Genomic DNA, 23,069 nt, shown 5'->3' with positions numbered 1-23,069 from the left:
ACTACTTTATTTTTTTGACCCAAGAAGACACCGTTTCTAAACTTGAATATGCGGTCATATCTATTTTTAGTGGTGTTATTGAAACTTCATTATTATTTACCGCAAAAAAGTCAGTGCCTTCTCCGGCATCCAACTCTTTACCTAATGTACCATACCAATATATCTCGCGTCCCCATGGATCTTGTTGCTTTGTCATCATTTCGGCTTTATGTCTCTTACCAAGACGTGTTACAGAAAAGCCATTAATGTTTTCAAAAGCAACATCAGGTACATTCACATTAAGTATCTGATCCGACTCTAGTGGGTGCTCTTTTAAGTGTTCAACTACCTTTTTCGCCACTTGAGCGGCACACTTCATATTATCTTCTGAACGACTAGCTAAAGACATTGCTATCGCAGGCAAACCTAGATGCCGCCCTTCAGCTGCGGCTGCAACAGTACCAGAGTAAAACGTGTCGTCACCTAAATTTGCACCGTGATTGATACCTGCAACAACCATATCAGGCGGTTCTGGCAGTAACTGATTAATGGCTAAATGAACACAATCTGTAGGAGTACCATTAACGCTATAAAACCCATTTTTATGCTTATGTAATCGCAATGGGTTTGTAAGTGTTAGCGCACTACTAGCACCGCTTAAATTTCTATCTGGCGCCACTACCGTGACTTCTGCAATTGTACTTAATGCCTCATATAAGGCTTCGATACCTGGTGCAAAAACACCGTCATCATTACTAATTAGTATTTTCATGTTCATGTACTCTAAAGTTAATACACTCTCTTAAAACCGACGTTGCAAATGCGCCACTTGGTAGGTCAAACTTTACTACCACATCATTATCTTGCACCTGGCAAATTAAGTTATTCGGAATTAGATGTATAACCCGTCTTTGCTGCTCTAGGCCTTGCTCAGCCAATAACGCATTCCAAGACACGTATTGCTCAACAATTGTGTTTTCAAACTCTAAAGCGTCAGATTCAGCAATGGCATCACCTTTGCCTAACATTGGCGCAGACAGTAAAATATCTCGCTCTGCTAATCGTCTATCAATGGACTCATCTAACTCACCGGTGAAGTAAGAGTTACTGCCAGCCAAAACAAATACGTCCCCAGCTATAGGTGTAAAAAGCGTTTCCTGCTCCACTCGAGCACTGACTACTTCGTTAAAAATAAATGAGCGAGCCGCAGATAAGGCAAAACCTTTTATCTTTTTGTCACGAATTGACTCACCATCCGCCCAGCGGTTTGCCCAGTTTAAATTATTACCTTTAAACCCAAAGCGCTGTAATCCAAAATAATTTGGAACGCCCTTTTCAGCAACAGCTTCTAATCGAGCCAACAGTTCTTCTTTGTTCGATACATTTCGAAGACGAATAGAAAAACCATTGCCTTCTAACGCACCTACTTTCAACTTTTTCTGATGTCGTTTTGTTTCTACAATTTTAATGTTGTCAGTTTCAATGCCTGACAAGTCCAATTCTTGTGTTACGTTTGATTGCACCGAGAACCACTGGCGACTAACTGACTGCTTATCTTTTAAGCCAGCATAACCAACGTCACGTAACCTTTTACCCAATACCTTAGCCAAATGCTGACAAACCTGTTGGGTATTTAGTTCGCGCTTTTCTATTAACAAATATAGATTTTCGCCATCACCGGTTAACTCAAAAGGCAGTTTTTCGGTAACCACAAAGTCTTCAGGTATTTGCTTAAAATCCGCTTCACCTTCCGGTTTGCCGTGCAAGTAATTCCAATGAGATAGGTCCCAGTCTTGAAAAAAGTTAGCTTCGCTCATTTGTTCACCTGTTGCGATTCGCCCTGCTGTAACTTACCTTGTAGTAGTACCACGGCTTGAACAGAGATACCTTCTTTACGACCTTCAAAACCAAGCTTTTCAGTGGTTGTAGCCTTAACTGAAACCTGATCAACATTAACGCCTAAATCTGCTGCTAACGTCTCTCTCATTAAAACAATATGAGGTGCCATTTTGGGTGCTTGGGCAACGATAGTTAGGTCGCAGTTAGATACGACATAACCTTTTTTAATTATTAAATCATTAACATGACGGAGCAGTATACGACTATCTATATTCTCAAACTCTGCTGCATTGTCTGGAAAGTGTTGGCCTATGTCGCCCATTGCTAACGCGCCTAACATAGCATCACATAATGCATGTATGGCTACATCACCATCTGAATGAGCTATAAAGCCCTGTTCAAATGGTACTTTAACGCCGGCTAATGAAAGCGGGCCTTCTCCGCCAAACTTATGTACGTCGTAGCCCATTCCAATTCTAATATTCATGTTTCTCACTTTCTAAATAGTATGTCGCTAATTCTATGTCATCGGGTTCGGTGACTTTTATGTTTCGCGCACTCGAATTAATAATATCGACTGGAAAACCTGCCAACTCTAAAGCGGAGGCTTCATCGGTTACTTGAGTGTTAACTAACCCTTGAGGGTCAAGTTGCTGTTCAAGCGCGGTAAGTAATTCTTCAGTTTTACAAAACTGGGGCGTAAAGGCATGCCAAAGATCATTCCTATCCACTGTCTTACCAATGGCGGCACAGCTCTGAGTGCCATGTTCACCTTGCTCATTTGCCACTGTTCGTTTCATTGTATCTCGAACCCTAGTGCCTAAAATGGCAGAGCGATTGTTATTTATTCCATTTTCATAAAGTGACTTTATGTCTGATACCAGTACACATGGCCTTGCAGCATCGTGTACCATTACATTGCAAAAGCCCATTTTGTTAGCTTCACGAACACCATTAAGTACTGAGTCAGCGCGTTCTTTTCCACCAGCAACAATATGAATTTTTGCATGGGAAGCTGAGGGTAAAGTTGAAAACCAAACGTCATTTTCAGCCAAGGAAACAACAATTTTGGCTATAAAAGGGAGCGCTAAAAATTTCCGTAGGGTATGCTCTAAAAGAGGTAAGTTGAGAAGGGTTATATATTGTTTAGGTATTTCTGCACCTAATCGTTTACCTACTCCTGAGGCCGGAATAATTAACGCGACTTGCTCTATATCCGGTGATTCAATAAGACTCATTATTTCTCATCATTATTAGGTACTAGTCTGAAAAACGTTTCATTTTGACGGATCATACCAAGTTCATTTCTTGCACGCTCTTCTATACCTTCCAAGCCCACTTTCAAATCTTTTACGTCTGCGGCCAATAACTCGTTACGTTTCATTAGCTCGTCGTTGTCTTGTTTTAAACTGTTTACTTCTGCTCTGTTGTCTGAATAAAACTGCATGCCGTTGTGGCCGGCCACTAATCGGACAATTAATAAAACTGAGCAAATGACCATCAATATGTTTAACGGTTTCACGTAATTTCCTTTTAGTTAATGCAAGTTGATATTATGCAAATCTCAATCGCATAGTTAAAGAAGATTTTCTAATTTTAACGCTTTGCAGCGATTAATTTAGAGAAGTTGTGCCAATTAATTCGAGTTGCCAATAATAATTCACGTAGCGAGAGAGCACGTGATGTTGTCTTTTGATTATTTTTCCATTGATGCCCACAACATGCCGCTGCCATTACTGGTTTTCCAGGTTTTAATAGCAACTTTTGTTTTGATGATTCTGGGCTGTGTTGTGTTCCGTTAAAATTAAACCACCCATGCTGATTACAATGCACTTTCTGATTTTCATTATCTATTTCATCAATACTATCTAAAGCAATATATTCAATACCATAAAGGTTTATTGCAACGGGGATGATTAATGCCATTTGACTGTTTTTAGTATAAAAGGATTCGGTGTTATCTGCATTGGCCTTTAAGCTAAAGGGCTTGTTTGATGGCGGGCTAAGCCAACTTGCATTACTGCTATCGAGGTCTAATGGAGAGCTTGAATTAATAATGCTTTCCGCTGCTTTAGAGATATAAAAAGCTAGCGACTTAAGGCTTTTCCTTAAGTTTGAATGCGTTAAATTTTGATCTGAAGCTAACCTTGCCAATTCACGTTCGTATAAAACATTACACACCTCTGCCTTAACCTGCAGGTTACTGCGCTGTTGCCAAAGACTGTTCTGTAAATCATTTTGTGACATCAAGTTAACTTAATTCTATTTAATATGAATCCATATGGATGTTACTAAATATAAGTGTACAAAAAAGGAGCGACAATGCACTCCTTTATTTATACAATTTTTAACCATTTAGCAGGTGAATGCTTATTGAATGATTATTGACCTTTGATTTCTTGACGGCCGCGGTAAGCTACTTCACCAAGTTGCTCTTCTATTCTAAGTAGTTGATTGTACTTAGATACGCGATCTGAACGGCACAAAGAGCCCGTTTTAATTTGACCAGCAGCTGTACCAACCGCTAAATCAGCAATCGTTGAGTCTTCTGTTTCACCACTACGGTGTGAAATAACAACCGTATAACCCGCTTCTTTTGCCATGCGAATGGCTTCAAGCGTTTCAGTTAGTGACCCAATTTGGTTAAACTTAATTAAGATTGAATTACCAACACCTTTTTCAATGCCTTGGCGCAAGATCTTAGTATTAGTAACAAAAAGATCGTCACCAACAAGTTGAACTTTTTCACCAATCTTTTCTGTTAATAGTTTCCAACCATCCCAGTCAGACTCGTCTAATCCGTCTTCAATAGAAACAATTGGGTAACGTTCAGATAACTCAGCTAAGTAATCAACAAAACCAGCAGAGTCAAACTCTTTGCCTTCGCCTTTAAGGTTATACACACCGTCGCTATAGAATTCTGATGCTGCACAATCAAGCGCTAGCGTAACGTCTTCGTTCAGTTTGTAGCCAGCTCGGTCTATTGCTACTTCGATTACCGACAACGCTTCTTCGTTAGATGCTAAGTTAGGTGCAAAACCACCTTCATCGCCAACTGCCGTGCTTAGGCCTTTTTCACTTAATACTTTTTTAAGGCTATGGAAAATTTCAGCACCCATGCGAAGCGCTTCTCTGAAGTTTGGCGCTGATACAGGCTGAATCATGAACTCTTGGATATCTACATTATTATCCGCATGCTCACCACCATTGATGATATTCATCATTGGTACTGGCATTGAAAACTCGCCTTTTGTCCCATTTAAGTTTGCAATGTGCTCAAATAAAGCAATGCCATTTTCTAGGGCAGCCGCTTTAGCATTTGCTAACGATACGGCTAATATTGCATTGGCACCAAGTTCAGTTTTATTTTCTGTGCCATCTAGGTCTAACATTGTTTGGTCAATTAACACTTGAAGTTGTGCATCTTTACCAATTAATTCAGGTGCGATTTTATCATTGATATTGGCTACGGCTTTTAAAACACCTTTACCAAGGTAACGGCTTTTGTCGCCATCTCTTAACTCAAGTGCTTCACGAGAACCGGTTGATGCACCAGATGGTGCTACTGCGCGACCAAATGCACCAGACTCTAAGTAAACGTCAGCTTCTACTGTCGGGTTGCCTCGTGAATCCATGATTTCACGACCAATAATTTTTACAATTTGAGACATTCTCAATTCCTTATTTTTAAATATAAAAACGCAGCCATTACGCTGCGTTTACACTCATTTTATTTATTCTTATGGTATTGGCCTGCTGCACCAACAAAGCCAGTAAATAATGGATGCCCATCACGAGGCGTTGAGGTAAATTCAGGATGGAATTGACCAGCAACAAACCAAGGGTGGCCTGGTATTTCTATCATTTCTACCAGTTTTTTATCGGCAGATAAACCACCAAATACAAGTCCGGCTTTTTCTAGTCGGTCAATGTAGTTGTTATTTACTTCATATCTATGACGATGACGTTCAGTGATCCACTCATCCCCATAAACTTCTTTAACTTTAGAATCTGGCTTTAAGAAACACTGTTGAGCGCCTAGTCTCATTGTGCCGCCTAAGTCTGACTTTTCAGAACGCATTTCTATTTGGCCATCTTCATCTAGCCACTCTGTAATCAAACCAACAACTGGGTGCGGTGTATCTGAATCAAATTCAGTAGAATGAGCACCTTCAAGTCCAGCAACGTTTCGAGCAAATTCAATTAACGCAACTTGCATACCTAAACAAATACCTAAGTACGGCACTTTGTTTTCACGCGCATATTGAGCCGCTATAATTTTGCCATCAGTACCACGTTCACCAAATCCACCTGGAACTAAAATTGCGTCTAAATCCGCTAATATTTCAGTTCCTTTGATTTCTAAGTCTTGCGCATCAACATATTGAATATTGATTGTTAGTCTGTTTTTAAGTCCAGCGTGTTTTAATGCTTCGTTCACAGACTTATAAGCGTCTGGTAGCTCTACATATTTGCCGACCATACCAATCGTTACTTCACCAATTGGGTTAGACTCTTCATATAAAACTTGTTCCCATTCAACTAAGTCAGCTTCTGGCGGGTCAATATGGAATCGACGACAAATAAGATCATCTAAGCCTTGAGACTTCAACAATGCTGGAATTTGGTAAATTGAACTAACGTCTTTTAAGCCAATAACCGCTTTTTCTTCAACGTTGGTAAACAATGCAATTTTTGCACGTTCATTAGCTGGTATAGAACGGTCTGAACGACAAACTAAAATATCAGGCTGGATACCAATCGAACGTAATTCTTTTACAGAGTGTTGCGTTGGTTTTGTTTTGATTTCACCAGCAGCACCTAAGTATGGAACTAACGTTAAATGCATATACATTGCATTTTCACGTCCTAACTCAGTGCCTAATTGACGTAACGCTTCTAAAAACGGTTGTGATTCAATATCACCTACGGTGCCGCCAACTTCTACTATAGCAACATCGTGACCTTCTGCGCCTTCAACTACTCTGCGTTTGATGTCATTAGTAATATGAGGAATAACCTGAATGGTCGCGCCTAAGTAGTCACCTCTTCGCTCTCTCGCTAGAACGTCTTGATATACACGCCCTTGAGTGAAGTTGTTTTTCTTAGTCATTTTGGTTCGAATAAAACGCTCATAGTGACCAAGGTCTAGATCTGTTTCTGCACCGTCTTCGGTCACAAAAACTTCACCATGCTGAATCGGGCTCATGGTGCCAGGGTCAACATTAATATATGGGTCTAATTTAAGAATGGTCACGTTTAATCCACGTGCCTCAAGAATTGCCGCTAAAGAAGCCGCCGCTATGCCTTTACCTAGTGAAGAAACTACACCACCAGTGACAAAAATATATCGAGTCGTCATACAAACCTTTACAAGTTAGATTGCTATTTTTGGTTACATACATTGCCAACGCCAATACAAAAAACTTCGCTCATAGAAAACCACAGCGAATTGAGTATTAAGAAATAATTTGGATGTACATAGGACGGGATAAAAGTATAACAAACGAACAGTATTCCAACAATGAAGTTGTGCGATTTCTTCATAATAAAAAAAGCCCACTAAATATTAAATTTAATGGGCTTCTGTTTTTATATTTTTACAGGGTTATGTGCCGGTAAACATTTAGCCTACCAGAGCCAATAAAATACCTGCTGCAACTGCCGATCCTAACACCCCTGCTACGTTAGGCCCCATTGCGTGCATTAATAAGAAATTATGTGGGTTTGCTTCCAAACCGACTTTATTTACAACACGTGCGGCCATTGGCACCGCGGAAACACCCGCAGCCCCAAGTAAAGGGTTAATTGGCTTATCGCTAAACTTAGACATTAACTTTGCCATCAGGACACCTGTGCCAGTACCAATACTGAAAGCAACCGCGCCTAAACCTAGAATCCCTAGGGTTTCAATGGTAAGGAACTGATCTGCACTTAACTTTGAGCCAACCGCCAAACCTAAGAAGATAGTAACAATATTAATGAGTTCGTTTTGTGCGGTATTGCTCAAACGGTCAACAACACCCGACTCTTTCATCAAATTACCTAAACAAAACATGCCCACTAACGGGGTTGCTGCTGGTAAAAATAGAATCGTTAAAAACAGAACCGCTAAAGGAAATAAGATTTTCTCTTTTTTGCTTACTTGACGAAGCTGTTCCATTTTTATCTTACGTTCTTCTGGTGTTGTTAATGCCTTCATAATTGGAGGCTGGATAATAGGCACCAGTGCCATGTAAGAATAAGCTGCAACAGCAATCGCTCCGAGTAAATCTGGTGCTAACTTAGATGCTAAAAATATAGCGGTTGGTCCATCGGCACCACCAATAATGGCAATAGCAGAGGCGTCTTTTAAAGAGAAGTCGAAGCCTGGTACTAAATTTAACGCAATTGCACCAAATAGAGTGGCAAAAATGCCAAACTGAGCCGCGGCCCCTAAGAACAACATTCTTGGATTTGCGATTAACGCGCCAAAGTCGGTCATTGCTCCTACGCCCATAAAAATAAGCAAAGGAAACACGCCCGTTTCTATTCCAACGTAATAGATGTAATAAAGCACCCCGCCTGGCTCAGTAAAACCGGCCAGGGGAATATTTGCTAATACGGCACCAAAACCAATTGGTAAAAGCAGTAAAGGTTCAAAACCTTTTTTAATCGCTAAAAATAACAGTAGTCCACCCACTAACATCATTACTATTTGACCAATCTCAAAATTAGCTAATGCCGTTGATGCCCAGAGTGTTTGTAAGCCTTCCATAAATTTACCCTATGCTCAGTAACACATCACCGGTAGATACTGCATCGCCTTCTTTGCAATCAACCGATACTACTTGTCCTGCCTGCTGTGCTCTTACTTCCGTTTCCATCTTCATGGCTTCTAAAATAATGACCACATCACCTTCTTGAATTGCTTGTCCAGGCTTAACTAATACTTTAAAAATATTGCCCGCAAGCGGTGCCTCAAGAGGAGTAGCATTCGAAGAGCTTACAGCATTAGGAGCGTTTTGTGGTGCTGCTTGAGGTGCTGCAGATGCAGATGGTTGTACGCTAGAAACAGAACCCGTTGGCCCTACTACAACGTCATAAACCTTACCATCTACAGATACAGAGTAACCTTCTGCAACATTATTGCTTGTGCTATCTGATGCTGCCAATTTTGAAGCCTCTTGTTGAAGCTCTAAACCCGTTGGCGCAGGTTCAAATGCATCTGGGTTATTCCTGTTTTCTAAATACTTAAGGCCTATTTGAGGAAACAGTGCGTAGGTCAATACATCATCAACAACATCTGTTGCTAAATCTATATTTTTTTCCTTGGCTTTTTCAGACAACTCAGATGTCAGTTTTTCTAATTCATCGTCTAGCACGTCTGCAGGTCTGCAAGTTATCGCTTCAGCACCATCAAGTACTTTAAGCTGCAGCTCTTTGTTTACAGGAGCTGCGGTTGCTCCGTATTCGCCTTTTAAAACGCCTGCCGTTTCTTTTGTAATTGACTTGTAACGTTCGCCAGTTAACACGTTAAGAACAGCTTGAGTTCCTACTATTTGAGAGGTTGGTGTCACTAAAGGAATAAAGCCTAAGTCTTCACGAACTAGAGGGATTTCTTTTAGAACGTCATCTAGCTTATCTTCTGCACCTTGCTCTCTTAACTGGTTTTCCATGTTAGTTAACATGCCACCTGGCACCTGAGCCAATAAAATACGAGAGTCTACACCTTTTAAGCTACCCTCAAATTTTGCATACTTTTTACGAACATCTCTAAAGTAGGCAGCAATTTCCGCAAGTAACTCAAGATCTAAACCTGTATCTCGGTCTGTACCTTCTACTATAGCTACTGTGGTTTCTGTTGCTGTATGTCCATAGGTCATACTCATTGAAGACACGGCCGTATCCAGCATATCAATGCCAGCATCAATTGCTTTCTGGTAAGTCGCCGTTGATAGGCCAGTGGTAGCGTGACATTGCATTGCGATTGGTAAATCAACCGTTGATTTCAACTCTGTAATCAACTCTTCGCACTCATATGGTCTTAACAGTCCAGCCATATCTTTTATACAAATAGAGTGGCTTCCCATATCTTCTAAACGCTTTGCCATATCCAACCAAGTGGTTAGGTTATGAACTGGTGAAACAGTATAAGAAATTGTGCCCTGTGCGTGAGCTCCAACATCAACTGCGGACTTTATCGCGGTTTCTAGGTTACGAATGTCATTCATTGCGTCGAATATTCTAAAAACATCAACACCATTATGATGAGCTCGCTCTACAAACTTTTGAACTACGTCATCAGCATAATGACGATAGCCCAGTAGGTTTTGACCTCTAAGTAGCATTTGCTGCTTAGTGTTTGGCATTGCTTTCTTTAATTCGCGAATACGGTGCCAAGGATCTTCACCTAAATATCGAATACATGAGTCAAAGGTTGCTCCTCCCCACGACTCCATTGACCAATAACCTACTTTATCCAGCTTCTCAGCGATGGGTAACATGTCTTCTAGACGCAAACGAGTTGCCAATAATGATTGGTGTGCGTCACGAAGTACTAATTCTGTTAGTAACAAGGGCTTTTTCATGTCTTAGTCCTTTACTTATTATTTTGTTTATATTGATGAATTGCTGCACTAATTGCGGCAATGACAGGTGCGGGAGCATTGAGGTTTGAAGGTTGAACAGGATTATTTACTGGCGCTTCCTCTTGCCCAGCAAATTTGGACAATAGTTTTGTCGCAAAAATTAATAAAGTAAGAAATATAAATACGACGACCATTCCTACAACCATGAGGATTGCCGCCTCATACAATAACTCTGATACTGACATCACTTTTCCTTAATTCACATTGCAAGATGAATTTTAAACTACGCAGATTGAATAATAATACAACTGACAGCTCACCTGTTTTTAGAGCTTTAACTCTTAATTACCATAAAAGCACTTAAAAACAAAAGTTTTTATCGAAAAATACTACTAAAGTTCTGTAAATGAAATTTACAAAATTCAAACTAAAAGTGAATAGAATAGGTGCTTTGAAAGATGTTTTGTTTAAAAAGTAAGCTTAGGCTAAAAAAGGAAAGAAAGCATAAAAGTTGATACCGAATAAAGGCATTTAATTTTGTTCGATACAAAATATCGAACCTAACGAGGGCTCTGATCCAACCCGAGACGGATCTGACTTTTATGACGATATTTGTTTTTAGTTTTAGATGATGTTTTTTAAATTTTCAGGTGGTGTGTTTTGAACTTGTAGATGACGATATTTTTTTGAATTTTTAGATGGTGTGTTTCAAAAGAATGGCGCGCTCGGGAGGATTCGAACCTCCGACCGCCTGGTTCGTAGCCAGGTACTCTATCCAGCTGAGCTACGAGCGCGCAATAGTCTTTTAAAACTTACTAAACCTAGTGAGAAAATTCCGTTTATGCAGGGTTTATTTTTTGAATAACTTGGGGGATTTAAATGGCGCGCTCGGGAGGATTCGAACCTCCGACCGCCTGGTTCGTAGCCAGGTACTCTATCCAGCTGAGCTACGAGCGCGCAATATTTAAAACTTTATGAATGGCGCGCTCGGGAGGATTCGAACCTCCGACCGCCTGGTTCGTAGCCAGGTACTCTATCCAGCTGAGCTACGAGCGCGCAATACATAAAAACACAAAGAATGGCGGAGAAGGGGGGATTCGAACCCCCGATAGGGCTACAAACCCTATACTCCCTTAGCAGGGGAGCGCCTTCAGCCACTCGGCCACCTCTCCAATCAATGCGGGGTGTATAGTAATGATCTAAGAATATAAGTCAAACAAAAATTTGTAAATCTGTGTTTGTTTGCCTTCATTTTAACCAATTTGATTCAAAGCTATAATAAATGCTTTTATCTACACCGTTAAAATCTAAACACTAGACCTTTTTTACACATAAAAAAACCGGCCTAAGCCGGTTGTCTGCTATTCTGCTTCAGAAGGCGCTCCGCCTTTTTCTGCCTGAATTCGCATATAAATTTCTTCACGATGAACCGCTACCTCTTTAGGGGCATTAACACCAATTCTTACTTGGTTGCCTTTCACTCCTAAGACAGTCACGGTAACTTCATCACCGATCATTAACGTTTCACCAACACGACGAGTTAGTATAAGCATTCTAAGCTCCTTAATATGCTTACTTAGGTTTCTTTCATAAAGTGAAAGCTCCATACCAGCACTGGGCTGACTGTTGCTATTCTACCTACAGTTAAAGCATCTTACAATTGAATTGATTTTACATGTGTAATTCAAAGGCGTTATGAAGCGCCCTTACACTAAGTTCCGTATACCTTTGATCAATCAGTACTGAAATCTTAATTTCAGATGTTGAAACTAACAATACAGGAATGTGTTCAGCTGCTAGTACGGTAAAAACTTTACTAACAACTCCTGCGTGACTCTTCATTCCAATTCCAACTAAAGAAATCTTAGCAACAGATTCATCACCTTGCATACTTTCTATTGAAATATTTTTATTTCTTTCAATATATTGCCTTAATATTACTAATGCAGGTACATAGTCACTTTGGCCTAATGTAAAAGTAAAGTCCATTACACTACCTCTAGCGGCATTTACTGCACTTTGACTAACAATATCTATCTCTATGTTTTGTTCCGACAGTTCAGTAAGTATTTCTGCTCTGTTGAAATTATTTACGCTAACATCGTAAAAAGAGATCATGGCTTCATCTTTTGAAACTGAAATACCGGATATAACAAAGTCTTCCAACTTCCTGCCCTCATAAGTAATTAATGTACCCTGCTCTAATAAATCTGCATTTAACGGCAAAAAACTAGAAAGAACTCGCAGTTTTACTTGGTATTTACCCGCTAACTCCACCGAGCGCTTTTGGAGTACTTTTGCCCCAAGACTGGCGAACTCAATCATTTCTTCAAAAGAAATAGAATCTAGCTTCTTCGCTTTGGGCTCAATTCGCGGATCAGTTGTATAAACCCCTTCAACGTCAGTAAATATTAGACACTCTTCCGCTCCAATGGCTGCAGCAATAGCCACCGCAGACGTATCCGTACCTCCACGCCCTAAAGTTGTTATATTATTCTCTTCGTCTCGCCCCTGAAAACCTGCCGCTATTACAATGCGCCCATGCTCTATATGTTCCTTAAGAATGTCAGAGTTAACTGACTGAATACGAGCTTTTCCAAAGTGAGAAGAAGTTTTGATACCAACTTGATCGGCAATTAGTGAGATGGCCGAGTAACCACGGGAAACCAGCGCCATAGAAAGTAGTGAAGCGGTAACTTGTTCACCCGTCGTCATCAAAACATCAAGTTCGCGACTCGAGGGGCGGTTATCCAATTGAGTTGCTAAGTTAATAAGACGATTTGTCTCGCCGCTCATTGCAGAGACCACAACAACTAATTGGTGGCCTTGCTGTACTGTTTGAATGATTCTATCGGCGACAGCATTGATACGCTCTATTGAACCTACCGACGTGCCGCCATATTTGTGGACTAGTAGTGCCAATGCACATTCCCTAGTTTAAATTGATTTAAGTTAAATTGGTTTAGCTTAGTTTACCGGCCAAAAACTCATCAGCGGCTTTAATAGCTGCCTCAATGTTTTCTGGCTGACTACCACCTGCTTGTGCCATATCAGGACGACCTCCACCTTTACCACCAACTTCAGCTGCGGCAACATTTACCAGCTCACCCGCCTTTACCTTTCCAACTAAGTCTTTAGTTACACCGGCAATAAGACTTACTTTTCCGTTAGCCGAAGCAGCTAGTAGCATAGCAACTGAGCCAATCTTGTTTTTCAAGTCATCCACAAGTCCTCGAAGAGACTTAGGATCAGCTTCACCAAGGTTAACTATCAGAACATTAACACCGTTTATTGATTTAACTTGTTCAGATAAATTACTGCCCTGTGCGCTGGCTACTTTGTCTTGTAACTGGCGAAGTTCTTTTTCTAATGCTTTAGTTTTTAAAACCGACTGCTCAACTTTCTCAACTAACGCTGATGGTTCTGACTTTAATATAGCCGACGCTTGAGATATCGTTGTCTCCAAGCCATGCATGTATTCTACCGCAGCTAAGCCTGTTACCGCTTCAATACGACGTACACCAGCAGCAATACCAGCTTCACTGATAATTTTAAACAAACCAATGTCACCCGTGCGACCTACGTGTGTACCACCACATAATTCTATTGAATAGTCGCCCATTGTAACTACGCGAACTTCATCATCGTATTTTTCACCAAATAACGCCATTGCGCCTTTTTTCTTAGCATCGTCAATGTTCATAACATCCGTTGCTAAAGTGTGGTTTTTTTGGATCTGCTCGTTTACTTGTAATTCAACTTGTTTAATTTGCTCCGCTGTTACGCCTTCGTAATGAGAGAAATCAAATCTAAATTTATCAGCTTCAACTAGTGAGCCTTTCTGGCCAACGTGTTCACCAATAATATTTCTTAGTGCTGCGTGAATTAAGTGTGTTGCCGAGTGATTTTTACGAATTGCATCGCGGCGTGCCGTATCTATTTTGGCACTTACTTTATCAGAAATTTTAATCACGCCATTGGCTGTACCATAGTGAGCTACGGCATTGCCTAACTTTTGAGTATCTGCGACAACAAATGTGCCTCCAGCTACTTCGATTTCACCTTTATCACCAGACTGACCGCCCGACTCAGCGTAAAATGGTGTAGAGTCTAAAATCACGATACCTTGCTCGCCATCGGTTAACTCAGCAACAGACTCACCATTACTAAATAACTGAAGCACTGCTGCAGTTGAAGCATCATTTACATAACCTGTGAATTCAGACTGATGCGTAGTTGTTAACTGATCGTTATAGTCAGCTTTAAATGAAGAGGCCGCTTGTGACTTTTTGCGCTGTTCCAGCATATGAGCTTCAAAGCCAGCTTCATCAATTGTCAAATTTTTCTCGCGAGCTATATCAGCGGTTAAATCTGCTGGGAAGCCATATGTATCGTACAAACTAAATACGACAGAGCCTGGAATTTCAGTACTTGATAAATCAGCCAATTGAGATTCAAGCATAGCCAATCCTCGTTCTAGAGTTTTAGCAAATTGCTCTTCTTCAATTTTTAACATTTTCTCAACAACGGCTTGTTTCTGTGCAAGCTCTGGATAAGCCTCGCCCATTAGTGAAACCAGCGTTGCTACTAGTTTATTAAAGAATAAACCTTTGCCACCTAATTGGTGACCATGTCTAACGGCTCTACGGATAATCCTTCTTAACACATATCCACGACCTTCATTTGACGGCATAACACCGTCAACAATCATAAATGAACACGAACGAATATGGTCAGCTATCACTCGTAGTGATTTGTTTTCTAAATCCGTAACGTTCAGCAAGTCAGCGGTTGCTTTGATCAATGTTTGGAAAATATCAATTTCGTAGTTTGAGTGCACACCTTGCAAGATTGCAGCAATACGCTCAATACCCATACCTGTATCAACCGACGGTTTTGGCAGTTTATCCATATTGCCATTAGCCGAACGATTAAATTGCATAAAAACAATATTCCAGATTTCAATGAAACGATCGCCGTCTTCTTCTGGAGAGCCAGGAGGACCACCCCAAATGTGCTCACCATGATCATAAAAGATCTCAGAACATGGACCACAAGGTCCGGTATCGCCCATTGACCAGAAGTTATCAGATTCAAACTTTTTGTCTGAAGACTTATCACCTATGCGAATGATTTTTTCCGCAGGAACACCAATAACTTTATTCCAAATATCAAATGCTTCGTCATCAGTTTCATAAACGGTAACAAGTAACTTCTCTTTAGGTAACTCTAAAACGTTAGTTAAGAATTCCCATGCGTATTGAATAGCATCTTGTTTAAAATAATCACCAAAGCTGAAATTACCTAACATTTCAAAAAACGTGTGGTGACGCGCTGTGTAACCAACGTTCTCTAAATCGTTATGCTTTCCGCCTGCACGAACACAACGCTGTGCGCTAGTTGCACGAGTATAAGGACGTTGTTCAGCACCTAAAAATACATCTTTGAACGGTACCATGCCGGCATTGGTAAATAGTAATGTTGGATCATTACCTGGAACTAAAGAACTTGAGGCAACAATTTGATGCTGCTTGCTTGCAAAAAACTCTAAAAAGGCGGTTCTTAAACTGGCCGTTGTATTGTACATATGTGCTACCTAAAAATGTTTGTAATAGTCGCTCAATCTTCTTCTGGCGACATCGCATAATTAATTTGATCAACCGAAAAGCCGCGGTACTGCATGTACCTAAATCGTTTCGCTCGTTCTTTATATTCTTCTACTTCTGTTTCACCGTACTTTCGGTGATATGTATCTTTGGCCTGTTCAAACCAATCAGTGGTTTGAGATTCTATACAAGCTTCAGCGTCTGCTGACGATACACCGTGCTGCTTAAGATCATTAATGATCCTATATGTTCCTAACCCTGCTGCAATTTTGCTTCGAACAAATGCAGCAATATATCTTGATTCACTCAACCAATCGTTTTCTATTAAACGAATGATTAAAGAGCTTTTCATTTCTTCTATTTCACAAACTTTGTCTAACTTCTTTTGAAAATCAGCAACCGAATAATCTCTTTTCGACAACCAATACAAAGCCCTGTTGTATAGCTTTTTAGGGTCAATTATTGGATCATATTTTATCGGTTGTTTATAACTCATTTATTGTTTTATATCAGTATTCGTATCATCAGATTCAAGGTTTGCTTGTGTGATATCTTCCACCGTTGCTTCTTCAGATGGTTCATTTACCTTATGGACTGGTTGATAAATGTCTAAAAAGGCTTGTAGAAAACTAATGGTAATTAGTGAATATGCTATTAACCAACCTATAAGGATAAACGGCATGCTAATTGTCGCGATAATAAAAACGAGTAAGCCGTAAACTGTTAATGGCATTGCATTAATCCAACAAGCTTTGAAACTATTTTTTAAAATAACACTAAGTGGTGTTTTAGGTGCAACCCATGCAGTAGGTGCTGCAAAAACCGTTAGCATTGCATTTAAAAACATTAAAACAGCTAGTGTTAGAATATTATGAAAAGGCGGTATTTGTTCTTGCAATATCACAGCTTGCATATCAGTCATTATGTAAGTGACAGGTATTGATAATAACAAGGAAACCGCTGCAACTCTGAGTAGCACACCATACTGTGGAATTTTACCTAAATACTGAAATACATCAGGAACTTCAGCTTTTTCGCCATGTTCTACATTGGTAATTGTTTGGTAATAACCTAATGAAATAAAAGGCATTAAAAACAATACAATAAAGTTAGCGAACGGAATTAACCCTGGCAATATAGATATAACAACAACGATTGCACTCAAGGCCATAAATACAGAAGGTTTTAATGTAAAAATTTTCCAACCTTGTTTTATCCAAGTAACACCGGAAAACACCTTTGCTCTTGTTACTTCTAATTCCATATCTTAAAGTCTACTTATTGGTTTTTACTATTTACGTTAAAAATAGTCGATTAATTGTTGATATTTAGCCAATAGATAATAATACCTTAATAAATAGTGAAATCCATCACCTAAAAGCTGAATTACTTGCCTGTAAGGAAAAATGTGTCTGACACCGGAACGAATACAACTTCATTGCTGCCTGAACATTGGCAAGTTTTATACTCTATACATGATTTAACGGACGCTCAACGAAGTAAAGTATTTCGTAATGTAGCGACGCCTTTTAATTCATTTGAGTTTTTATCTGCACTTGAGGATAGCGGCAGTATTGGCAAGCATACGGGTTGGCTGCCAGAGTATTTGCTGTTTGAAAATAAGGGACAGTGCGGTTTATTGCTAGGTTACAAAAAAACAAACTCTTATGGTGAATATGTTTTTGATTGGGCTTGGGCCGATGCTTATCACCGTAACGGAATAGAATATTACCCTAAATACACGATCGCCATTCCATACTCGCCAGTTCCTTGTTCAAAATGGATAGGAAATAGCAGTTTAAGCATAGACTCAGCACTTGATGTTGCCAATCATTATGCAAACCAAAAAGGTTACTCTGGTTGTCACTTACTTTTCCTTGAAGATCAGGCTGATAAAACGTTACCAGCAGCTAACCAAAATTTTATTCGCCGAGTTGGCAATCAATTTCATTGGTTTAACAACAGAACAATTGCTACGACGGATTCATTAGCCACTGCATTAGACACAAAGCCAGAAAGTTATTTTCGAGACTTTGAAGACTTCTTGTCTGTTTTAACGGCCAGAAAAAGGAAGATGATTAAAAAGGAGCGTAATAAGGTTAGTCAGCTTTTCAGTTTTTATTGGAAACGAGGTAATGAAATTACCGATGATGAATTAGAAGCTTTTTATTTAAGTTACCAAAGCACCTACTTAAAAAGAGGCCGAGCAGGCTACTTAAACAAAACATTTTTTAAGCAAATTTTCTCAACCATGGCAAATAAAGTAAGACTATTACTTTGTAATTATGAAGATAAAGTTGTTGCTAGCGCGCTGTATTTTGTTGATGACGAAACTCTATATGGTCGCTATTGGGGAGCGCTTGGTGAGTTTGAACAGCTACATTTTGAAGCTTGTTATTATCAAGGAATTGAGTTTTGTATTGAGCACAAACTTAAACGCTTTAATCCAGGTACTCAGGGCGAACACAAAATAGCGAGAGGATTTAAGCCTATTGAAACTAATTCCCTACATACATTAGCCCTTGAGCCTTTTCATAACGCAGTTGAACAGTTTTGCATTGAAGAAGCCCTTCACAATTCAAACTATATGCAAGCTTGCGATGAGCGATTACCCTATAAAAAAGCCGACAATTAATGTCGGCCTCTGTTTAAAAATGACTAATTACTTTTGCTGCAATGATTCAATTAATTGAGCGCTTAACGCCAAATTCTTTGCTGAACCGTTGATGGTATTTTCAGTTTCTTCTCGTATCTGCGCAAGATGACTCATTATATCTTGTGATGAAGTTAGCTGATGCTGAACCATAGTAATAGTTTGTTCTACAGAAGATTTACTGGTTTCAGCTAGCTCTGCTAACGCACTTAACCTAACGGTAGTCTCATCCGCGATACCAACAGAGGTGTCCATTAACTGTTCTACTTCTGACTGCTTGGTGATAATAGAAGACGAGATATCCATGATCTTCTTCATTTCAGTTTGAATCTGATCCGCAGAACTATTGGCGGTATTCGCCAGTGAACGCACTTCATCGGCAACTACCGCAAAGCCACGACCATGTTCGCCCGCTCTCGCTGCTTCAATTGCTGCATTTAGCGCGAGTAAATTTGTTTGTTCTGCTATTCCTTTAATCGATTCAACTAAATGGTCGATGTTTTTACTATTCTCATCTAACGAAGATAAAAGTTGAGTGAATTCAGAAATAAAAGTCGCTGAACTCTTAATTGTATTTACTAGGCTTGCAAGCTGCTCTATAGACTCTTGACTCATTTGAAACGTTTCATTAGCACTTTCTTGCGAGCTTGAAGAGTTTACTTCTATTTCACTGCTCTGATCTAAAAACGCCGTAATTTCTTGAACGCCGGCATCAACAGAGTGCAGCTTATCTTCGGCAACCTGATTTACACTCTTAGCGGTATCGTGAATTTGATGTGCAATTTCTAGAGAATTTGCATTTGACGAACTATCAAAAGCTTGAGCTTTTTCTTTAAGTTCATTCAACTCTCTTATGCTTATTGTTGTATGCCCAGCAGGAATAGCTGGCTTCAAAAAATTCAACATTAGTGTAAACCTTCGGTTTTTAGTGAGATTAAAGTTTAAAAATTTAGGAAAGCTATAATTCATTAGAAATATTATTTAAGTCTAATCAAGTAACTAGCTTTGAAGTTATCGGTCAGATTAAGAAAAACTTTACTGATAACCACTAAGTTTCAGTAATTATAGTATGTAATCAAAAAGTTACTTAAAATAAATTTAATTTAGCGTTTATATTTAACTGGTTTTGATGCATAAATTTTGTATCGAACTGAATTTATTCAAAAATAAGATGAGTTTTTCAGCATTTGAGTCTAAAATCACTACATTATTCATAATCTCTCTAACCCTTAGCGCGGTGAATTTTTAATGTACTTTTACGCGGCTCGTCAACCTATCCTTGACGCAGACAAAAACCTTTACGCATATGAACTTTTATTTAGGGATGGCGTAGATAATGTTTTTCCTGACGTCGATGGCGATATGGCAACGTCTCGAATTATCGAAGGAGCCCAAATAAACTTCGGCCTTGAAGACCTTACAGACGGCAAACCCGCATTTATCAACTTCACTTTAGAGACAATCGCTAAAAAATATCCGAGTATGATGTCGCCAGACACATTAGTGGTTGAGTTATTAGAAACTATTCAGCCAGGTAAGCGTTTACTATCTGAAGTCCAAAAGTTACATGAACAAGGTTATACCATCGCGTTAGATGACTATGAGCATAAGCCTGTATGGAAACATTTTTATCCTTATATAAGCATGATAAAAATTGACCTCAGAAGTATGTCTCAGGACGAAGTAACTTCTGTACTAGCTGATTTAAAGGCATACCCTGAGATCACTCTTTTAGCTGAAAAAGTTGAAACGCTTGAAGAATTTGAATGGTGTAAATCTGTCGGTTTTACATACTTCCAAGGTTTTTTCTTTTCTAAGCCTGAAATGGTAAAAACTAAAAATCTATCGCCTGCGCAAATGACACTCGCCGAATTATTGTATGAAACATCAAATGAAGATGTGAATATCCCTAAAATAACTCAGGTGTTTGAACGGGATATCAACCTCTCGTACAAGTTATTGAGGTATGCGAATTCAGCTGCTTTTTCTCGCGTATCTGAGATATCAACAATCAAGCAAGCTATTATTGCCCTAGGTCATTTAGAACTGAAGAAGTTCATATCACTTCTTTTTTCTACTCAAGCGAATAGCTCAAAGCCTGGTGAATTATTAAAAATGTCGATGGTTAGAGCTCGTTTTTGCGAACAACTAGCACTAGCGGAAAAAAGCCAAGATATCGGCAAAGCATTTTTAACTGGAATGATGTCTTTGATAGATGCCATTTTAGATGAAACGATTGAGAAAGTGATGGAACAATTACCATTGGCTAACGAGATCAAAGTGGCATTAATTGAAGGTGAAGGAAAGTTAGCTGAATTTCTAAAATTAGCAAAGGCTTATGAACGCGGTGACTGGGATTCTGAATATGAAGCTGAAAAAGCTCTAAATCTAACGGATGCCAAAGTACCTGAAATTTACGCAAGTGCCGTCAATTGGGCTGATGAGCAAATTTCAGTACTTCAAAATGACTCTGAGTTTTAACGACCTAATTAAACTTTCAGAAATAGTTTCAAATTGGCCAAAGCTTTTTGGCCAATTCCCTTAACCTCTACTAACTCCTCGATAGAGGTGAAGCCGCCAATCTCATTTCTGTATTTAATAATCGCGGCAGCTTTAGATGGACCAATACCTTTAATTGAGACTAGCTGTTCCGCTGTCGCGGCATTAACATCTAGCTTGGTATTTTGTGCTGAGCTTTTCATTGAGGTATCAGACTCAGTGTAAGGCACAGCACCTACTTCACTTGTATTTTGATTTGATGCGGTAACAAAAAAACTAACATTAGATAGCAAAAATGCGACAACAACCTTATTTAATTTATTCATAATATCTCCTTATAAGGGACTTATTTCCCTGTAGTAAGAGTCATTTAAAAAAGGCTATTTTTCGAGTGTAGGTCAGTGCAGTTTTAGGTCTAGTTTATTGTAGTTTTGTCTTTAATACCGACTCAAACAAGTTTCCAACAGCTACGTAAAACTCACGTCTTTGACTGGTTTTACGCCAAACCAGACTAATATTTCGAGCCGCATCTTCAAATGTTAGCGGCTCAGCTAAAAGCTCCGAACCATTTAAAACCCCAGAGTTAATGGCTAATTTAGGTAAGTAAGTTTCACCTTTGTGACCCTCTACCATGGCTAGTAAAGAGTTTAGGCTACTTGCTTGAAAGGGTTGAATATGCGAGTTATCAGTAAGATGACAGCCTGATATTGCGTGATCAGAGAGGCAGTGTTCACTTTCTAGTAAGTAGATTTTACCTTCAGAATTCTGAGGGTGTGAAACTCTATAAAATGGGTCCCTTGCTAAACTAAGCTCTACAAATTCACTTGTGTCATAAGGTGTAGCCAAAAGAACCATATCCAGTTGTCCGCTTCTTAACAAAGACAAACTGTTTTCTGACGTGTCTTCGCGTAAATATAACTTTAAGTGCGGATATTGAGCGCTGCAGTGACGAATTAACTCAGAAAGCAAAAATGGCGCTATCGTTGGAATAATACCAACATGCAATTCACCTAAAAACTCATCACCGTTTGACGATGATGATGCCACCAAGTCGGCACTCAACTCTAGAATATTTCTGGCTTTCACAACTACATCTTGACCTAATGCGGTAAACACAAAGGTTTTGTGATCTCGTTCTACTAACTGAGAATCGAGCTGCTCTTCCAACGCCTGAATGGCACTTGATAATGTTGATTGAGAAACAAAACACTTTTTTGCTGCATGACCAAAATGTCCCGTGTCATGAAGTGCAACTAAGTATTTTAATTGTTGCAGTTTAGGCAATTTCATAGTTATATATGGTTCTAAAAAAGTAATCGCTGATACTATCACAAATTAATAACCAGTTTTTTTCAATTTTGACTCAAAAACTTGGTGGTTTAACGCATTAATTGTGTAAAGTATGAAAATAAACTTATGCTACATACTAGAGACTTGTTTAGGGAACATCTAATGATTAGATTCAAGCCTTTACAATTTGTTATTGCTACCCTGTTCTTAGCTGGTGTAGGACTTTCAGTTAATGCTGATGCTTTGCCTTGCCTGCATGAAGGTACTGACGATAAAGATTGTCAGTTATCGGAAGTGAAGAAAGTAACGTGGTGGGGCTGGTTAACGGATAACAAAACTACTCAATTTCATTTTTTTGATTTAATTGAACTCATGTATGCTGATGAAACACCTAAGTATCCAGAATTTTCAGACCATACACCGGGTAAAAGCATAAGGTAAATAATTTGACTTTAATTCAGGCGTTTAAAAGTGCAGCTGCTGCTTTTTTTGGAGTACAAAAATCCGAATCGCATGAAAAAGATTTCGAATCTGAAACACCATTCCCCTTTATCCTTGCTGGAGTGATTCTAGCCATCGGCTTAGTTTTATTACTTGTTACTATTGTTAATATCGTTCTTTGGTAGCTAGTTA

At 39.3% G+C, this 23,069-nt stretch carries 23 protein-coding genes and 4 tRNA genes; 4 read left to right on the top strand and 23 right to left on the bottom strand.

Annotated features, from left to right (window positions below):
- Position 1: 1 nt before the first annotated feature.
- The 20 genes from surE to ABD009_RS10670 all read right to left on the bottom strand — a co-directional run bounded on the left by surE (position 2) and on the right by ABD009_RS10670 (position 17,258).
- Positions 2 to 751 carry a 5'/3'-nucleotidase SurE gene (gene surE, locus ABD009_RS10765; protein ID WP_343825276.1) on the bottom strand — a complete coding sequence of 250 codons (750 nt, stop codon included), beginning with the start codon at positions 749 to 751 and terminating at the stop codon, positions 2 to 4.
- Positions 735 to 1,796 carry a tRNA pseudouridine(13) synthase TruD gene (gene truD / locus ABD009_RS10760; RefSeq protein WP_343825274.1) on the bottom strand — a complete coding sequence of 354 codons (1,062 nt, stop codon included), beginning with the start codon at positions 1,794 to 1,796 and terminating at the stop codon, positions 735 to 737. The genes surE and truD overlap by 17 nt, the downstream gene beginning before the upstream one ends.
- Positions 1,793 to 2,305, bottom strand: a complete 513-nt coding sequence (gene ispF / locus ABD009_RS10755) for a 2-C-methyl-D-erythritol 2,4-cyclodiphosphate synthase (protein WP_343825272.1) — start codon at positions 2,303 to 2,305, stop codon at positions 1,793 to 1,795. The genes truD and ispF overlap by 4 nt, the downstream gene beginning before the upstream one ends.
- Positions 2,295 to 3,056 carry a 2-C-methyl-D-erythritol 4-phosphate cytidylyltransferase gene (gene ispD / locus ABD009_RS10750; protein ID WP_343825270.1) on the bottom strand — a complete coding sequence of 254 codons (762 nt, stop codon included), beginning with the start codon at positions 3,054 to 3,056 and terminating at the stop codon, positions 2,295 to 2,297. Before ispD ends, ispF begins: the two co-directional genes overlap by 11 nt.
- The gene (locus ABD009_RS10745) at positions 3,056 to 3,319 is read right to left on the bottom strand and encodes a septum formation initiator family protein (protein WP_155697132.1); all 264 of its coding nucleotides are present in this window, start codon (positions 3,317 to 3,319) and stop codon (positions 3,056 to 3,058) included. Before ABD009_RS10745 ends, ispD begins: the two co-directional genes overlap by 1 nt.
- Positions 3,320 to 3,414: 95 nt before the next feature.
- Positions 3,415 to 4,065 carry a hypothetical protein gene (locus tag ABD009_RS10740; protein WP_343825266.1) on the bottom strand — a complete coding sequence of 217 codons (651 nt, stop codon included), beginning with the start codon at positions 4,063 to 4,065 and terminating at the stop codon, positions 3,415 to 3,417.
- A gap of 134 nt (positions 4,066 to 4,199) precedes the next feature.
- Positions 4,200 to 5,489 (bottom strand): phosphopyruvate hydratase, encoded by a 1,290-nt coding sequence (eno, locus tag ABD009_RS10735; RefSeq protein ID WP_343825264.1) that lies wholly within the window; start codon positions 5,487 to 5,489, stop codon positions 4,200 to 4,202.
- Between the two features lie 59 nt (positions 5,490 to 5,548).
- On the bottom strand, positions 5,549 to 7,180 hold the full coding sequence (pyrG, locus tag ABD009_RS10730; RefSeq protein ID WP_343825261.1) for a CTP synthase: 1,632 nt from the start codon (positions 7,178 to 7,180) through the stop codon (positions 5,549 to 5,551).
- Positions 7,181 to 7,444: 264 nt separating this feature from the next.
- On the bottom strand, positions 7,445 to 8,575 hold the full coding sequence (locus tag ABD009_RS10725; protein ID WP_155696314.1) for a sodium ion-translocating decarboxylase subunit beta: 1,131 nt from the start codon (positions 8,573 to 8,575) through the stop codon (positions 7,445 to 7,447).
- 4 nt (positions 8,576 to 8,579) lie between these two features.
- Complete coding sequence (gene oadA / locus ABD009_RS10720; RefSeq protein ID WP_343825258.1) at positions 8,580 to 10,388, bottom strand: sodium-extruding oxaloacetate decarboxylase subunit alpha; 1,809 nt, start codon at positions 10,386 to 10,388, stop codon at positions 8,580 to 8,582.
- Positions 10,389 to 10,399: 11 nt separating this feature from the next.
- A complete protein-coding gene (locus ABD009_RS10715; RefSeq protein WP_155696317.1) occupies positions 10,400 to 10,633 on the bottom strand; it encodes an OadG family protein in 234 nt (77 codons plus the stop codon).
- A 472-nt stretch (positions 10,634 to 11,105) separates the two neighbouring features.
- Positions 11,106 to 11,182: transfer RNA gene (locus ABD009_RS10710), tRNA-Arg, on the bottom strand.
- Positions 11,183 to 11,268: 86 nt separating this feature from the next.
- Positions 11,269 to 11,345 (bottom strand) — tRNA-Arg (locus ABD009_RS10705).
- 22 nt (positions 11,346 to 11,367) lie between these two features.
- Positions 11,368 to 11,444: transfer RNA gene (locus ABD009_RS10700), tRNA-Arg, on the bottom strand.
- Positions 11,445 to 11,467: 23 nt separating this feature from the next.
- Positions 11,468 to 11,560: transfer RNA gene (locus tag ABD009_RS10695), tRNA-Ser, on the bottom strand.
- Positions 11,561 to 11,749: 189 nt separating this feature from the next.
- Entirely contained in the window at positions 11,750 to 11,941 is a 192-nt protein-coding gene (gene csrA / locus ABD009_RS10690) for a carbon storage regulator CsrA (protein ID WP_155696319.1), read from the bottom strand.
- Positions 11,942 to 12,059: 118 nt separating this feature from the next.
- Positions 12,060 to 13,310 carry an aspartate kinase gene (locus ABD009_RS10685; protein ID WP_343825254.1) on the bottom strand — a complete coding sequence of 417 codons (1,251 nt, stop codon included), beginning with the start codon at positions 13,308 to 13,310 and terminating at the stop codon, positions 12,060 to 12,062.
- Between the two features lie 40 nt (positions 13,311 to 13,350).
- Positions 13,351 to 15,975, bottom strand: coding sequence for an alanine--tRNA ligase (gene alaS / locus ABD009_RS10680; RefSeq protein WP_343825252.1), 2,625 nt, complete (start codon positions 15,973 to 15,975; stop codon positions 13,351 to 13,353).
- A gap of 32 nt (positions 15,976 to 16,007) precedes the next feature.
- Positions 16,008 to 16,490 (bottom strand): regulatory protein RecX, encoded by a 483-nt coding sequence (locus ABD009_RS10675; RefSeq protein ID WP_343825250.1) that lies wholly within the window; start codon positions 16,488 to 16,490, stop codon positions 16,008 to 16,010.
- A complete protein-coding gene (locus ABD009_RS10670; RefSeq protein WP_155696322.1) occupies positions 16,491 to 17,258 on the bottom strand; it encodes a hypothetical protein in 768 nt (255 codons plus the stop codon).
- A 144-nt stretch (positions 17,259 to 17,402) separates the two neighbouring features.
- Here ABD009_RS10670 and ABD009_RS10665 point away from each other — a divergent pair, with 144 nt between their 5' ends.
- Positions 17,403 to 18,629, top strand: coding sequence for a GNAT family N-acetyltransferase (locus ABD009_RS10665; RefSeq protein WP_343825247.1), 1,227 nt, complete (start codon positions 17,403 to 17,405; stop codon positions 18,627 to 18,629).
- A gap of 27 nt (positions 18,630 to 18,656) precedes the next feature.
- On the opposite strand, the gene ABD009_RS10660 is transcribed toward ABD009_RS10665, so the two are convergent.
- A complete protein-coding gene (locus ABD009_RS10660; protein WP_343825245.1) occupies positions 18,657 to 19,553 on the bottom strand; it encodes a methyl-accepting chemotaxis protein in 897 nt (298 codons plus the stop codon).
- Positions 19,554 to 19,895: 342 nt separating this feature from the next.
- On the opposite strand from ABD009_RS10660, the gene ABD009_RS10655 reads away from it, so the two are divergent.
- Positions 19,896 to 21,128, top strand: coding sequence for an EAL and HDOD domain-containing protein (locus ABD009_RS10655; protein ID WP_343825243.1), 1,233 nt, complete (start codon positions 19,896 to 19,898; stop codon positions 21,126 to 21,128).
- 8 nt (positions 21,129 to 21,136) lie between these two features.
- Here ABD009_RS10655 and ABD009_RS10650 read toward each other — a convergent pair whose 3' ends face one another.
- The gene (locus tag ABD009_RS10650; protein ID WP_343825241.1) at positions 21,137 to 21,472 is read right to left on the bottom strand and encodes a ComEA family DNA-binding protein; all 336 of its coding nucleotides are present in this window, start codon (positions 21,470 to 21,472) and stop codon (positions 21,137 to 21,139) included.
- A gap of 94 nt (positions 21,473 to 21,566) precedes the next feature.
- Complete coding sequence (locus ABD009_RS10645) at positions 21,567 to 22,436, bottom strand: hydrogen peroxide-inducible genes activator (RefSeq protein WP_343825239.1); 870 nt, start codon at positions 22,434 to 22,436, stop codon at positions 21,567 to 21,569.
- Positions 22,437 to 22,598: 162 nt separating this feature from the next.
- Here ABD009_RS10645 and ABD009_RS10640 point away from each other — a divergent pair, with 162 nt between their 5' ends.
- Together ABD009_RS10640 and ABD009_RS10635 are read left to right on the top strand one after the other, a co-directional pair.
- The gene (locus ABD009_RS10640) at positions 22,599 to 22,877 is read left to right on the top strand and encodes a hypothetical protein (RefSeq protein WP_343825237.1); all 279 of its coding nucleotides are present in this window, start codon (positions 22,599 to 22,601) and stop codon (positions 22,875 to 22,877) included.
- Between the two features lie 5 nt (positions 22,878 to 22,882).
- Positions 22,883 to 23,062 (top strand): DUF2970 domain-containing protein, encoded by a 180-nt coding sequence (locus ABD009_RS10635; protein ID WP_343825235.1) that lies wholly within the window; start codon positions 22,883 to 22,885, stop codon positions 23,060 to 23,062.
- The last annotated feature ends 7 nt before the right edge of the window (positions 23,063 to 23,069 follow it).

Source organism: Psychrosphaera haliotis, from assembly GCF_039523615.1.
Lineage (GTDB): Bacteria > Pseudomonadota > Gammaproteobacteria > Enterobacterales > Alteromonadaceae > Psychrosphaera > Psychrosphaera haliotis.
Note: the sequence above shows the minus strand (reverse complement) of the source record. Positions and strands in the feature narration are given on the sequence as shown.

What these genes read in the sequence shown, in the direction of transcription:
- eno (WP_343825264.1), bottom strand. Translation starts at nt 5,489, where the DNA reads ATGTCTCAAATTGTAAAAATTATTGGTCGTGAAATCATGGATTCACGA.
- ABD009_RS10725 (WP_155696314.1), bottom strand. Translation starts at nt 8,575, where the DNA reads ATGGAAGGCTTACAAACACTCTGGGCATCAACGGCATTAGCTAATTTT.
- ABD009_RS10740 (WP_343825266.1), bottom strand. Translation starts at nt 4,065, where the DNA reads ATGTCACAAAATGATTTACAGAACAGTCTTTGGCAACAGCGCAGTAAC.
- ispD (WP_343825270.1), bottom strand. Translation starts at nt 3,056, where the DNA reads ATGAGTCTTATTGAATCACCGGATATAGAGCAAGTCGCGTTAATTATT.
- ABD009_RS10660 (WP_343825245.1), bottom strand. Translation starts at nt 19,553, where the DNA reads ATGTTGAATTTTTTGAAGCCAGCTATTCCTGCTGGGCATACAACAATA.
- ABD009_RS10645 (WP_343825239.1), bottom strand. Translation starts at nt 22,436, where the DNA reads ATGAAATTGCCTAAACTGCAACAATTAAAATACTTAGTTGCACTTCAT.
- ABD009_RS10640 (WP_343825237.1), top strand. Translation starts at nt 22,599, where the DNA reads ATGATTAGATTCAAGCCTTTACAATTTGTTATTGCTACCCTGTTCTTA.
- csrA (WP_155696319.1), bottom strand. Translation starts at nt 11,941, where the DNA reads ATGCTTATACTAACTCGTCGTGTTGGTGAAACGTTAATGATCGGTGAT.
- ABD009_RS10745 (WP_155697132.1), bottom strand. Translation starts at nt 3,319, where the DNA reads ATGGTCATTTGCTCAGTTTTATTAATTGTCCGATTAGTGGCCGGCCAC.
- truD (WP_343825274.1), bottom strand. Translation starts at nt 1,796, where the DNA reads ATGAGCGAAGCTAACTTTTTTCAAGACTGGGACCTATCTCATTGGAAT.
- ABD009_RS10675 (WP_343825250.1), bottom strand. Translation starts at nt 16,490, where the DNA reads ATGAGTTATAAACAACCGATAAAATATGATCCAATAATTGACCCTAAA.
- ABD009_RS10650 (WP_343825241.1), bottom strand. Translation starts at nt 21,472, where the DNA reads ATGAATAAATTAAATAAGGTTGTTGTCGCATTTTTGCTATCTAATGTT.
- ABD009_RS10670 (WP_155696322.1), bottom strand. Translation starts at nt 17,258, where the DNA reads ATGGAATTAGAAGTAACAAGAGCAAAGGTGTTTTCCGGTGTTACTTGG.
- ABD009_RS10715 (WP_155696317.1), bottom strand. Translation starts at nt 10,633, where the DNA reads ATGTCAGTATCAGAGTTATTGTATGAGGCGGCAATCCTCATGGTTGTA.
- surE (WP_343825276.1), bottom strand. Translation starts at nt 751, where the DNA reads ATGAAAATACTAATTAGTAATGATGACGGTGTTTTTGCACCAGGTATC.
- ispF (WP_343825272.1), bottom strand. Translation starts at nt 2,305, where the DNA reads ATGAATATTAGAATTGGAATGGGCTACGACGTACATAAGTTTGGCGGA.
- alaS (WP_343825252.1), bottom strand. Translation starts at nt 15,975, where the DNA reads ATGTACAATACAACGGCCAGTTTAAGAACCGCCTTTTTAGAGTTTTTT.
- oadA (WP_343825258.1), bottom strand. Translation starts at nt 10,388, where the DNA reads ATGAAAAAGCCCTTGTTACTAACAGAATTAGTACTTCGTGACGCACAC.
- pyrG (WP_343825261.1), bottom strand. Translation starts at nt 7,180, where the DNA reads ATGACGACTCGATATATTTTTGTCACTGGTGGTGTAGTTTCTTCACTA.
- ABD009_RS10655 (WP_343825243.1), top strand. Translation starts at nt 19,896, where the DNA reads ATGTACTTTTACGCGGCTCGTCAACCTATCCTTGACGCAGACAAAAAC.